The organism is Apilactobacillus micheneri (assembly GCF_006493595.1).
In the GTDB taxonomy this organism is placed as follows: domain Bacteria; phylum Bacillota; class Bacilli; order Lactobacillales; family Lactobacillaceae; genus Apilactobacillus; species Apilactobacillus micheneri.
The window spans coordinates 64597-77281 of the sequence record NZ_QUBI01000006.1 but is presented as its reverse complement, the minus strand read 5'-3'; the positions used below and the strand labels follow the sequence as shown (position 1 = coordinate 77281).

Sequence of the window (12685 nt, the reverse complement as noted above, 5' to 3'; positions counted from 1 at the left end):
AACTAACTAATCACATTCCTTTAATTCCCTATGGAACAATGTTAAAAGAACAAAGTCGTAAATGGAAAAGTGATGACCGTAAGGTCATGAATTGGTATTACAACGAAAAAGATGATTATTACCTAGATCCTAATGGTATTCGATTTAATTTTAATGGTTATCGTAAAAGAACTGATAAGAATCAATTTACGCGTGATTTTAAAGAATATGAGTCCGAAAAATATGATATTAATCAAAATATAGATTCTAATGCATTAACCAAATCTGGTAATACCAGAAAAATTAGAATTAATTATGCATGGGAATATTTTAAAAATAAACAAAAAGAATTGCTTTTGGCACCAAAAACAAGTGATATCTACGCAAAAAGAAAAATAGATGTAGAATCAGTTTTTGGTAGGCTAAAGGCTTCTTTGCGTTTTAATAGATTCTCCGTTAGGGGGAGTCGAAAAGGTAAAAAAAGAAGCTGGGTTTGCTATAATGGCATTAAACATAAGAAAGTTAATGACAAAAGTCATTAATTTTATAAAATTATATACAAAAACAGGATTTACGTTAAATATAAAACGTAAATCCTGTTTTTGTAGAGACTTATGTCATTTCATCATTTTTATTTTTCATAGAAGGCAAGGGTACCCATTGGATCCCATGGATCTAGTACAACTGGGTCTTTTGCTTGAGCATCTTTTAATTCATCTGATAAGTATTTCTTATTAATAACAACTTGGTATGCAAAACGTCTGAACCATGATTCGCTCATTACAAAGTAACCTTTTGTACCAACTTTGTTACCCCATGAGTTTTCAACTTTCCATTTAGTAGGTTGACCATCAACAATATCAACACCAGTTAATACCATTGCATGATCCATAACACTTTCTTTGTAGTCTAATTGTTCAGCTTTTGAAAGTGATAAGTCAGTATCAAATAATTCATCTTTTGAGTATAATCCATCATCCATAATACCCATTTTTCTATCTGAATTTTGAACAACATCACTACCAAACCAAACACTTTCACCATTTTGAATTTGTTTAATTGCTAATTTTTCAAAAGTATCAATATCAATATTCAAATGTTTAACTTGGCGTCCACCAACAACATTACCTAACATATCAATTGTGTATGTTTTATTATATGGCTTATCGTCAGTAGGGGAATTAATGAATGATACGTAATCTTCTAAGTTTAGGTTTACATATTTATCAAAGAATTTATTTGGTGTTAAATTCTTATCAATATGATAATTTTTATCATGATCACGATATTCAAAATTAAATTCTTTAGTAGGTTCACCTAATGTGTAAACTAAAATGCGGTAAATATCATTTAACATTTCATCCTTAGCGCTTTCAACATCTGAACCATCTTGAGCTAGTTTACGTAGTTTAATAGCATCTTTTCTTAACTTAAGATTTAAAACTGAATTTAAGTCAGTAGTATCATTACTATTAAATGTTTCAGGCATTGCTGATTGAGGAACAACTCCGTATTTTTCAATAACAGCACATAGCATGTCCCATTGACCACCATCTTGTTGAGGAGTTTCAAGTAACCATGCTACTCTTCTTGAAGTTAGTGGTTGATCTGCGGTTTTAATAATATTTTCTAAGAACCAATTTGATTTTTCAAATTTATCCCAGAAAGTAGTGTAAATTTGAGATAATTCAAAATCACCATTTAAATTAAAGTTTTTAGCTAAATTATGTCTCATAGTGTTTAATGCAGCGAAAATCCAGCAACGACCACTATGTTTTTGATTAGCAACTTCACCAGTATCTAATTCTAATGAAAATACAGGATCCATTTTACTTACAGAACTATAATTAGAAGATGTTTTGGCAACACCGTCGTGACTTATAGCGCGTTGTAAGATTTTTGCTTCTTTACGATTATCTAAATCTTTTTGGTACTTTTTAACATTGTCTAAACTAATACTCTTTCCCATGATAATTCCTCCTTATATACTTTAATATTATAGACCTTTTTTCTAATTTTATAAATGCAATTTCCAATAAAAAGACCCAATTACTTTTTTGTAATTGGGTCTTTTTATTAAAATTAAATTAGAAACTATCTTGCTTGATAAGTTTTAGAACCATTTTCGTCACCAACAATAACAGTATTTACCATGTCTAAAAATAATCCATGTTCTACAATTCCAGTTAAATTATTTAAAATTTGTTCTAGTTCATGTGGGTGTTCTATTGAATGCATTTTTAAATCAATAATATAATTGTCAGCATGAGTAAGAACGTGTCCACCTTTAGCATTAGTGCGAAATTGTGGTTGGTATCCCATGTCATCTAATCTTTTGAATAGATGGGTACTTCCATAGGGTGTAACTTCAAGTGGCAAAGGAAATGATCCCAAGTTTTTGGCCATTTTAGTTTTATCAACAATCCAAATATTCTTCTTAGAATTGATGGCAACAATTTTTTCTCTTAAGTGCGCAACACCGCCACCTTTAATTCCTTGAAAATTTTCATCAATTTGATCAGCTCCGTCAACTGTCAAATCAATATGATCAACATCATCGATGCTTTTTACATCAATACCTAAGTCACGAGCTCTTTTGGCGGATCGATTAGAAGTAGGGACACCAATTATGCGAAGTCCTTCTTTAGCAACTCTTTTTCCTAATGCATCTAAAAGATATTTAACTGTAGAACCAGTTCCTAGTCCAACTGTCATACCATCTTTAATATACTTAACAGCTTCTTGACCAGCTACTTGTTTCATTAATTCTTTATCCATAATCTTTGCCCCTCTAAAATATTGGTAAATGAATGTGGGATAAGATAATACATTATCCAATTTAACTTTCGATTTAAGACTAATTTAACCTAATATGATTAAACTATTAGTTACTATAATTTTCTATTTTAATAGCATGTTTGTCAAATAAAATATTATGTTTATTATACTTAATATTTGCTATAAAATAGGTACTATAATTATAATATAAATAATAGGATGTGTATGTATGAAACGTGGATTTCAGGTTATATCAAAATATAAAAATGATGATATTCATTTACCATATCGTGCCACTAAACAGGCTGCAGGTTATGATATTGAAAGTGCATGTGATTTTAAACTACCCTCAATTTGGAAAATAGGTTTTCTAAAGGTCTTGTGGGCAATTAAACATGAAAAGTCTGTATCAGAAAAAGATATGCAAAAAGCTAAAGAAATTTTGAAACCATATTTGGTACCTACTGGGATTAAAGTTTATATGCAAAGCAATGAAGTTTTTATTATTGCTAATCGTTCTAGTGGCCCATTAAAGCGCAATATAGTATTGCCTAATGGAATTGGCGTGATTGATGCTGATTACTATAATAATGATAATAATGAAGGTGAATTATTCGTTCAATTAACTAATTTTGGTCTTACTGATCGTAAGATTAAAAAAGGTGAAAGAATTGGACAAGGAATCTTTATGCCATTTTTAACTGTTGATAATGAAGAAAATACAGGTGAAACTAGAACTGGTGGTTTTGGTTCATCTGGTAAATGATTTTTTAATGAAAGGTAATTATATTGGCTAAACCAAAAACTCAATTTGTTTGTCAAGAATGTGGATATATTTCACCTAAATATTTGGGGCATTGTCCTAATTGTGGCAAATGGAATACATTTGAAGAACAAACAGCGCAAAAAGAAAATAATAGCTTGAAGTCCACTCGTAGAATGGATTTTAATGGGAAACAAGCTAAACCAGAATTAATTAGTGAGGTTTCTTATGATAAAGAAAATCGTTTTGAAACTGACTCTGATGAATTTAATCGTGTCTTAGGTGGTGGAGTAGTTCCAGGTTCATTAATATTAATTGGTGGAGATCCTGGAATTGGTAAATCTACATTACTTTTACAAATTTCTGGGCAATTAGGTAAAAAAGACCAAACCATTTTATATGTTTCTGGAGAAGAAAGTGCCAGTCAAATTAAAATTAGAGCTGAGCGATTAGGTGTTGAAGGTAAAAACCTTTATTTATATCCAGAAACAGATATGGGAGCTATTAAAAGTGCAATTGATGAATTAAAACCTGATGCAGTAGTAGTTGATTCGGTTCAAACCATTTCTGAACCGGAAGTGGATTCAAGCATTGGCTCAGTTTCACAAGTACGTGCAATTACTTCTGATTTAATGTCGATTGCAAAAACTAATGGCATTACAATCTTCTTAGTTGGTCATGTTACTAAGGGTGGAGCAATTGCCGGCCCTAAGACTTTGGAACATATGGTTGATACAGTTCTTTATTTTGAAGGTGACATGCATCATTCATATCGAATCTTACGAGCAGTGAAGAATCGTTTTGGATCAACTGATGAGTTGGGAATCTTTGATATGCAAGAATCTGGATTAGAAGAAGTTGCTAATCCATCAGAAGTATTTTTAGAAGAAAGACTAAAAGATGCAACTGGATCTGCAATTGTAGTTTCAATTGAGGGAACCAGACCTATTTTAGTCGAAATTCAAGCTCTAATTACACCTTCAGTTTTTGGAAATGCACAAAGAACTGCAACCGGTATTGATCGTAATCGAGTAGCAGTTTTAATGGCAGTTTTAGAAAAAAGAGCTGGTTTGATGTTACAGAATCAGGATGCATTTTTAAAAGCAGCTGGTGGTGTTAAGTTGAACGAACCTGCTATTGATTTGGCTGTTGCAATCGGAATTGCTTCAAGTTATCGTGATGTTGGGACCAATGCAGCAGAATGTTATATCGGTGAAATTGGCTTAACTGGCGAAATTAGACGAGTAAATCGAATTGAACAGCGAGTTGCAGAAGCTAAAAAATTAGGATTTAGTCGTGTATTAGTACCAAAAAATAATTTACAAGGTTGGAAAGTTCCTAATGGTATCGATGTTGTGGGAGTTTCAACTTTATCTGAGGCAATTAAGATAGCCTTGAGATAAGTGTTTTGAAAGGGGATGAATAAGCAAAATGAAGGCTTTTGATAGATACACAGTTGTACAACTAATATTTATTATTGTTGGTGGTACATTAGGTATAATTTATTTGCCAGTGCTATGGTTAGCAATTTCTGTGGAAAACGTCAGTTTACTAAACAATGGTTTTGTTAATTCAATTTTAGGTGCTATCATTTTCTTCATATTATCTATAATATTTGGGAAAAAAATTGTTAAAACATTAAGTAAACTGGAAAAATATTTATCTAGTAAAAATCCATTTTATATTTTAATGGGCACAATTGGCATGATTATTGGCTTAGTTTTAGCTATTTTAATATCAATTGTATTATTCAGAACGCCATATTTCATAACCAATACTCTAATCCCAGCTTTACTAATGATTGTTTTTGGTTATTTGGGATTTGTTTTAGGAACTACTAGACTGAATGATTGGAATAAAATATTTCACTTTAGTTTAAAAAAAGCTACTAATACTTTTAGTAACAATACGAAAAAAGATAAAAGTTATAAAATTTTAGATACTAACATTTTGATTGATGGTCGTATCTATGAATTAATTAAAACTGGATTCTTAGAAGGAACATTATTAGTACCTAAGTTTGTATTGTATGAGTTACAATATATTGCTGATTCCAGTGATAGCGCTAAAAGAGTTCGTGGACGTCGCGGCTTAGATATTTTAAATAAGTTACAGACTGAAAAAATAATGCCAATTGAGATTACAGATAAAGACTATAAAGAAATTCCAGAGGTAGACAGTAAATTAATTCAACTAGCTAAAAATGTTGATGGTGAAATTGTTACTAATGATTATAACTTGAACAAAGTAATTAAATTTCAAAGAGTTAAGGTATTAAATATTAATGAACTAGCAAGTGCATTGAAGCCCAGTTATATTCCAGGAGAACATCTTGAAGTTATGATCCTAAAGAAAGGGACCGAAAGAAGTCAAGGTGTAGCATATTTAGATGATGGAACAATGGTAGTTGTGGAAGAAGGTAAAAATTATCTTAATAAACGACTAACGGTTGAAGTGACAAGTTCCATTCAAACTGATGCTGGTAAAATGATTTTTGCTAAGATAATCAATAAGTAAACCGTTCATAAGAATTTTTTGAACTCTTTATTTTTACTAATAATAATTGTAAAATTAAAATGATGCTATTTTACAAGAAGAGGAGAAATATCATTGGCTAATAAAAATATTCGTGTTAGATATGCACCAAGTCCTACTGGTCATCTACACATTGGTAATGCAAGAACAGCAATTTTTAACTACTTATTTGCTAGACATAATAAGGGTAAGTTTATTATTCGTATCGAAGATACCGATACTAAACGTAATGTAGCTGATGGTGAAAAAAGTCAGTTAGATAATTTAAAATGGTTAGGTTTAGACTGGGATGAAGGTCCTGATAAGCCTGGTAAATTTGGACCATATCGTCAATCAGAACGTCGTTCAATTTACGACCCATTAATTCAACAATTATTGGATGAAGATAAGGCATACTATTCATACAGAACAGAAGAAGAACTTACTGCCGATCGTGAAGAACAACGTGCTCGTGGTGTTATGCCTCACTATGAATATGAATATGAAGGCATGACAGAAGAAGAAATTCAAAAATCAATGGCTGAATCAGAAGCAAAAGGTTTAAAACCAGTTATTCGTTTCAGAGTTCCTAAAAACCATACTTATGCTTGGGATGATATTGTTAAGGGACATGTTGAATTTAATTCAGATACTATTGGTGGAGATTTTGTCATTGTAAAACGTGATGGAATGCCTACTTATAACCTTGCCGTTATTATTGATGACCATATGATGAAAATTTCACATGTATTTAGAGGTGATGACCACGTTGCTAATACACCAAAACAATTAATGATGTATGAAGCATTTGGTTGGGATGCCCCTAAATTTGGTCACATGAGTTTAATTACCAGTGCCGGTACCGGTAAGAAATTAAGTAAACGTGATGAATCTATTATTCAATTTATTGAACAATATCGTGACCGTGGATACCTTCCAGATGCAATGTTCAATTTTATTACATTGTTAGGTTGGTCACCAAAGGGTGAAGATGAAATCTTTAATAAGCAACAGTTTATTAAGATGTATGATGAAAATCGTTTAAGTAAATCACCAGCTAATTTTGATAATAAGAAATTAGAATGGATTAATAATCAATATGTAAAATCTGCGGATGAAGACGTTGTTGTTGATCTTGCTTTACGTCAATTAATTGATAAGGGCAATATTGAAAAAAATCCTGATTCTAAAACTGTTGAATGGGCACGTAAATTAATTGTTACTTATAAACAACAAATGAGTTTTATGGCTCAAATTAATTCAATGGCTTCAGTATTCTTTAATGAACCAGAAGAAATTTCTGGAGAAGCATTGGAAGAAATCAGCAATGATACTGCTCCAGTAGTATTGAAAGAATTTTCATCAAGAATTAAAGATGTTGCTATTTTTGATAAAGTTGAAATTCTTAAGACTATTAAATCAATTCAAAAAGATACTAAAATTAAAGGTCGTCAATTATGGATGCCAATTAGAATTGCGGTTACTCACGAAATGCACGGACCTGAACTTCCAGAATCTATTGAATTAATTGGTCGCAAAAAAGCATTAAAACATATTGATGAAACTTTAAAGCAAATTAATCAATAATAATATTTTATTAAAATATAAATTGGTCTTGTTAGATGATATTCTAATAAGACCTTTTTTGTTTGATAATGAAACTGAAAAAAAGGCTCAAATTATGATAAAATAAACTAAAAGTATAAATAAGAAATAGGGGTGCCCAAATTGTTAAGGATCTATAATACATTAAGTCAACAAAAAGAAACATTTGAACCAATTAAGCCAAGAGTGGTTAATATGTATGTGTGTGGTCCTACAGTTTACAACTATATTCATATTGGAAATGCTAGAAGTGTAGTTGCATTTGATACTATTCGTAGATACTTTGAATATTGTGGATATCATGTTAACTATATTTCTAATTTTACTGATGTAGATGATAAGTTAATAAAGGCAGCTAATGATCAAAATATGTCAGTTATGGATTTGGCTGATAAATATATTGAAGCTTATAAAGAAGATGTAAAAGCTTTAAATGTAGAACCTGCTACCAACAATCCCCGCGCTACTGATAATATTAATGGAATTATTGATTTTATAAAAACATTAGTTGATAAGGGATATGCTTATGAATCTGATGGAGATGTTTATTATCGTGCACGTAAGTTTAATGGATATGGAAAATTAGCTCATCAAAGTATTGATGATTTAGAGTCTGGAGCTAGTCAGCATGTAAATGATGAAGAATTATCTAAAAAAGACGATCCAATTGACTTTGCATTATGGAAAAAAGCAAAAAATGATGAAATTGCTTGGGATTCACCATGGGGAAAAGGTCGTCCAGGTTGGCATATTGAGTGTTCTGTGATGTCTACTAAATATTTAGGTGATACTATTGATATTCATGGTGGAGGAGAAGATTTAGAATTTCCTCATCATGAAAACGAACGTGCTCAAAGTGAGGCCAAAACTGGTAAAAAATTTGTTAATTATTGGATGCACAATGGATTTGTTACCGTTGGGGATGAAAATGAAAAAATGAGTAAGTCTCTAGGTAATTTTGTAACTGTTCATGACATTATTAAGAATGTAGATCCACAAGTTGTGCGTTTCTTAATGTCTACTACCCAATACAGAAGACCTATTCAGTATAATCAAGCTAATTTAGATGCTGCAGCCAACAACTTGAAAAAAATAAAAAATGCTTATAATAATCTAAACTATCGTTTAAAAGATGCTGATTCTTTTAATGATCCTAAAGTAGATCAAGAAGTTAGACAGATTCAAGCAGATTTTCAAGATGCAATGGATGATGATTTTAATGCACAAAATGGTATTGATTGTGTTTATGAATTAGCTAAATTGGGTAATGTATATGCAGAAAGGCCAATTGTTTTTGAACAAACAGTTAAATTAATATTGAAAAAATTAACCAAGATGGCATCAATCTTTGGTGTTAAGTTTGAAACTGATGAAGAAATCAATGATGACAAAATTAACAATTTGATTAAGGAAAGAGATCAAGCAAGAGCAGATAAGAATTTTGCCAGAAGTGATGAAATAAGAGCAATCTTGAAATCTAAGGGCATTATTCTAGAAGATACTGCCCAAGGAACAAGATTTAGAAGGGAATAATTTAATTAATGGAAGAACAAGTACCTAATTACAAACAATTGAATGGTATTGCTTTAGCTTATTTGGGTGATTCTGTATATGAAGTTTACATTAGAAAACATCTTTTAGCATTGGGCATTACTAAGCCTAATCGTTTACAAAAGACTGCTAGAAAATATGTTTCTGCTAAGGCGCAAGCTGCTTTAATTGATTTAATGAACCAAGAACATATTCTTAGTGAAGAAGAGGAATCTGTTTTTAAACGTGGTCGTAACTGTAAAAGTTATACCCATGCTAAAAATACTAGTGTATTAACTTATCGTTACTCCACAGGCTTTGAGGCAATGATGGGTTATTTGTCATTAAGTGATAATAATGAACGTTTGCAAGAATTATCTAAGTGGTGTATTGAAAAAGTTGATGCAGGGAGGCTAGAATATGAAAAATAATGATGAACAAAATCAAAGTGAGTTTATTATTGGTCGTCATCCAGTAGTATCTGCATTAAGAGGTAAACAAGAAATTAATAAAGTTTTCTTACAAAATGGTATTCATAAAGATGAAAAAAGTGTAGAAGAAATTATTAAACTAGCTAAGAAAAAACATTTAGTAATTTCAATGGTGCCTAAACAAAAGTTAGACTTATTATCTGATCATCAAAACCATCAAGGAGTGGTGTTATCAATATCTCCATACAAATATGCAAGTATTGATGAATTATTTGAACATTCAAAAAGTAAAGAAACTGAGCCCTTCTTTTTAATTTTAGATAATATTGAAGATCCACATAATTTAGGATCTATTATTAGAACTGCTGATGCTGCTGGAGTTACTGGTATTATTATTCCCAAACATCGTGCTGTTGGTTTAACTGCAACTGTTGCTAAAACCTCTGCTGGAGCGATTGAAAGAGTACCAGTTGCAAGGGTTACTAACCTAATTAATACTGTTAATGAACTAAAAGACCGTGGAGTCTGGATTTTTGGAACTGATATTAAGGGAACTGATTATCGTCATTGGGATGCTAAGGGATCATCGGCTGTAGTAATTGGGAATGAAGGAAAAGGAATTTCTCCATTACTTAAGAAAAATGTTGATGAAATGTTAACCATTCCTATGATAGGTAATCTTCAAAGCTTAAACGCTAGTGTAGCTGCTGGACTTTTAATGTATCAAGGATATAGTTCTAGACATCCACTATAGGATATTTTAAAAATGAAAAAACAATTATTGTTATTAGACGGATATAATATTATTGGTAATTGGCCAGAATTAAATCAGTTAAAGCTTGCTGATCGTCTAGCAGATGCAAGAGATGAATTAATATCAATCATTGCGGAATATAAAAAATATCGTGATTTGGATATTTCTATAATTTTTGATGCAATGTATGTTCCAGGGTTATCTAAGAGGGACACCAGACATAACTTAAATATTATTTGGACCAATAAAGATGAAACAGCTGATAGTTATATTGAGGCTTATGCTCGTCGTAAACAATCAAGGTTTGTTCAAGTGGTTGTGGTTACCAGTGATCAAGCAGAACAATGGACCGTTTTTTCAGCAGGTGCATTAAGAATTTCTGCAAGAGAATTGCTAAGGGACGTTAAGAGATCCAAGCAAGAAATTCAAAGTCAGGTCAACACTTATGCTAATAATGCATATGTTAGAAATAATCCTTGGTCTGGTAATCAACTAATGGAACTAGAAAAGTTAAGAGATAATCTTTCTAAATAATATTAAAATATTAATATTAATATTTTGGTATATGTATCAAATCTTATTATGAGAACTTAAGTTCGCTTGTACTTTTATTTTTATATGTGTAAATTAATTTTTATAAATTTTCGTAGGGAGAAATTATGAATAATTGTTTAATTGATTTACAACTTATTAAAAATTTTAAGAACGGACATGATGAATACTTTGATGAACTTTTTATAAAATATAAACCTATTGTTAAAAAACTATGGCATCAATATTATTTTAATGACATTGATGAAGATGATTGGTTCCAAGAAGCAAGAATAACGATGCTAAAAATTATTGATAAATTTGATATAAATCGTGGGACATCTTTTGGAATGCTTTATAAAAGAAGTCTTAAAAATCGATTGTTTGACATATTAAGAAAAAGTAAAGCAAAAAAAAGAATGCCCATCGATAAGAAAGTATCATTTAATGTTAATGAGGAATACTATAGTAACTGTGTTGAAGATTGTAGAAGATTACATCCAGAATTTTCTTTAAAAATGGATGCAGTTAGGAAAAAATTAGTTACTCGGTGCTCTATGTTTGAAAAAGAATTATTATTTAAAATGTCGAGTTCTAAATTAGAATCTGATGATTATCAATTAGTTAAGTTTAAACAAATTAACAAGATTAATGATGAACAATTTAGAAATTGTTGTTCTAGAATAAAAAATAAACTTAAAATTATTTTGGTAGAAGAAGGTATTTTAAAGGATGATCGTAAAATTGACGATTAAAATTTAAAATGATATTATTTATCTATCAGTTTAGGAGGGTATGCCTTGCCACAAAAGAAGGTTTCATTAGCATGTGAAGTTTGTGGTTCAAGAAACTATACAACTAATGTTAAGAAAGATCATACTAAGCGTTTAGAAATTAAAAAGTATTGTAAAAATTGTAATAAATCAACAATTCATAAAGAAACGTTTTAATACGGGGGAAATTACAAATGAAGTTAATTAACTTTTTTAAAAGTGTTGGCACAGAAATGAAGTTAGTTGTATGGCCAAATAAACATCAAACAAGAATTGATACTTCAACTGTTGTGGGAATGTCAGTTGTTTTCGCAATTTTCTTTGCAATTATTGATTGGGCTATTCAATCAGGTTTAACATTTATTTAATTAAATATTTAATTAAAATAAAATAAATGATATTATGTAATTAATGTGGAACTTCGTTTAGGCGAAGTTTTTTTGTTTGGAAAAAATTAAAAGGAGCTAAATTTCAATGGAATCAACACAAAAACAATGGTATGTAATTCATACTTATTCTGGATATGAAAACAAAGTAAAAACTAATTTGGATTCTCGTAAAGAATCAATGGGAATGGAAGACTATATTTTTCAAGTAGTAGTTCCTGAAACTGAAGAACACGAAGTAAAAGATGGTGTTGATAAAGTTAAAATGGATAAAACCTTCCCTGGATATGTTTTAGTTGAAATGGTTATGACAGATAAAGCTTGGTATATCGTAAGAAATACCCCAGGTGTTACTGGATTTATCGGTTCACATGGACAAGGTAGTAAACCAACTCCATTACTTCCAGATGAAGTAGATTACATTTTGAGTCAATTAGGTGTAGAAAAGAAACATCAAGATTTAGATGCTGAAGTTGGCGATACTATTACAATCATTGATGGTGCCTTTGCTAACTTGACTGGTAAAATTGTTGAAAAAGATGAAGAAAAAGGTAAATTGAAAGTTGATATTGATATGTTTGGTAGAGAAACAACTGCTGAACTTGATTTCAACCAAGTAAAACCAATCAGATAATTTAGGG

Annotated in this window: 14 protein-coding genes and 1 pseudogene; 13 read left to right on the top strand and 2 right to left on the bottom strand. The window is 30.7% G+C overall.

Translation table 11 applies throughout. The features are described 5' to 3' along the window. Positions 1 to 525: pseudogene (locus DY123_RS06740) on the top strand (transposase); the annotation flags it as partial. A gap of 85 nt (positions 526 to 610) precedes the next feature. Here DY123_RS06740 and DY123_RS06735 read toward each other — a convergent pair. Both DY123_RS06735 and rpiA read right to left on the bottom strand, forming a co-directional pair. After that, positions 611 to 1948, bottom strand: coding sequence for a C1 family peptidase (locus tag DY123_RS06735; protein WP_105964976.1), 1338 nt, complete (start codon positions 1946 to 1948; stop codon positions 611 to 613). Positions 1949 to 2073: 125 nt separating this feature from the next. Next, positions 2074 to 2757 (bottom strand): ribose-5-phosphate isomerase RpiA, encoded by a 684-nt coding sequence (gene rpiA, locus DY123_RS06730; RefSeq protein WP_108982818.1) that lies wholly within the window; start codon positions 2755 to 2757, stop codon positions 2074 to 2076. Positions 2758 to 2986: 229 nt separating this feature from the next. On the opposite strand from rpiA, the gene DY123_RS06725 reads away from it, so the two are divergent. The 12 genes from DY123_RS06725 (at position 2987) to nusG (ending at position 12678) form a co-directional block, all read left to right on the top strand. Then, positions 2987 to 3523 carry a dCTP deaminase/dUTPase family protein gene (locus DY123_RS06725; protein WP_108982817.1) on the top strand — a complete coding sequence of 179 codons (537 nt, stop codon included), beginning with the start codon at positions 2987 to 2989 and terminating at the stop codon, positions 3521 to 3523. 23 nt (positions 3524 to 3546) lie between these two features. Next, a complete protein-coding gene (gene radA / locus DY123_RS06720) occupies positions 3547 to 4923 on the top strand; it encodes a DNA repair protein RadA (protein WP_108982816.1) in 1377 nt (458 codons plus the stop codon). 28 nt (positions 4924 to 4951) lie between these two features. After that, on the top strand, positions 4952 to 6037 hold the full coding sequence (locus tag DY123_RS06715; RefSeq protein WP_108982815.1) for a PIN/TRAM domain-containing protein: 1086 nt from the start codon (positions 4952 to 4954) through the stop codon (positions 6035 to 6037). Positions 6038 to 6130: 93 nt separating this feature from the next. Further along, positions 6131 to 7621, top strand: a complete 1491-nt coding sequence (gene gltX / locus DY123_RS06710) for a glutamate--tRNA ligase (RefSeq protein ID WP_105964971.1) — start codon at positions 6131 to 6133, stop codon at positions 7619 to 7621. A 141-nt stretch (positions 7622 to 7762) separates the two neighbouring features. Continuing rightward, the gene (gene cysS, locus DY123_RS06705; RefSeq protein ID WP_140924434.1) at positions 7763 to 9172 is read left to right on the top strand and encodes a cysteine--tRNA ligase; all 1410 of its coding nucleotides are present in this window, start codon (positions 7763 to 7765) and stop codon (positions 9170 to 9172) included. Between the two features lie 8 nt (positions 9173 to 9180). Then, positions 9181 to 9600, top strand: coding sequence for a Mini-ribonuclease 3 (locus DY123_RS06700; RefSeq protein ID WP_108982813.1), 420 nt, complete (start codon positions 9181 to 9183; stop codon positions 9598 to 9600). After that, complete coding sequence (rlmB, locus tag DY123_RS06695) at positions 9590 to 10354, top strand: 23S rRNA (guanosine(2251)-2'-O)-methyltransferase RlmB (RefSeq protein ID WP_108982812.1); 765 nt, start codon at positions 9590 to 9592, stop codon at positions 10352 to 10354. Before DY123_RS06700 ends, rlmB begins: the two co-directional genes overlap by 11 nt. Positions 10355 to 10366: 12 nt before the next feature. Then, positions 10367 to 10888 (top strand): NYN domain-containing protein, encoded by a 522-nt coding sequence (locus DY123_RS06690; protein WP_108982811.1) that lies wholly within the window; start codon positions 10367 to 10369, stop codon positions 10886 to 10888. A gap of 125 nt (positions 10889 to 11013) precedes the next feature. Then, positions 11014 to 11640 (top strand): sigma factor, encoded by a 627-nt coding sequence (locus DY123_RS06685; protein ID WP_105964966.1) that lies wholly within the window; start codon positions 11014 to 11016, stop codon positions 11638 to 11640. A gap of 45 nt (positions 11641 to 11685) precedes the next feature. Beyond that, entirely contained in the window at positions 11686 to 11835 is a 150-nt protein-coding gene (gene rpmG / locus DY123_RS06680) for a 50S ribosomal protein L33 (RefSeq protein ID WP_105964965.1), read from the top strand. Between the two features lie 17 nt (positions 11836 to 11852). Then, positions 11853 to 12026, top strand: coding sequence for a preprotein translocase subunit SecE (secE, locus tag DY123_RS06675; RefSeq protein WP_105964964.1), 174 nt, complete (start codon positions 11853 to 11855; stop codon positions 12024 to 12026). Between the two features lie 106 nt (positions 12027 to 12132). After that, positions 12133 to 12678, top strand: a complete 546-nt coding sequence (nusG, locus tag DY123_RS06670) for a transcription termination/antitermination protein NusG (RefSeq protein WP_105964963.1) — start codon at positions 12133 to 12135, stop codon at positions 12676 to 12678. Positions 12679 to 12685 lie beyond the last annotated feature (7 nt).

Bases quoted from the DNA above. Each gene is read 5' to 3' on its own strand.
- DY123_RS06700 (WP_108982813.1), top strand. From the start codon at position 9,181: ATGGAAGAACAAGTACCTAATTACAAACAATTGAATGGTATTGCTTTA.
- DY123_RS06690 (WP_108982811.1), top strand. From the start codon at position 10,367: ATGAAAAAACAATTATTGTTATTAGACGGATATAATATTATTGGTAAT.
- DY123_RS06735 (WP_105964976.1), bottom strand. From the start codon at position 1,948: ATGGGAAAGAGTATTAGTTTAGACAATGTTAAAAAGTACCAAAAAGAT.
- rpiA (WP_108982818.1), bottom strand. From the start codon at position 2,757: ATGGATAAAGAATTAATGAAACAAGTAGCTGGTCAAGAAGCTGTTAAG.
- DY123_RS06685 (WP_105964966.1), top strand. From the start codon at position 11,014: ATGAATAATTGTTTAATTGATTTACAACTTATTAAAAATTTTAAGAAC.
- DY123_RS06715 (WP_108982815.1), top strand. From the start codon at position 4,952: ATGAAGGCTTTTGATAGATACACAGTTGTACAACTAATATTTATTATT.
- DY123_RS06725 (WP_108982817.1), top strand. From the start codon at position 2,987: ATGAAACGTGGATTTCAGGTTATATCAAAATATAAAAATGATGATATT.
- secE (WP_105964964.1), top strand. From the start codon at position 11,853: ATGAAGTTAATTAACTTTTTTAAAAGTGTTGGCACAGAAATGAAGTTA.
- nusG (WP_105964963.1), top strand. From the start codon at position 12,133: ATGGAATCAACACAAAAACAATGGTATGTAATTCATACTTATTCTGGA.
- rlmB (WP_108982812.1), top strand. From the start codon at position 9,590: ATGAAAAATAATGATGAACAAAATCAAAGTGAGTTTATTATTGGTCGT.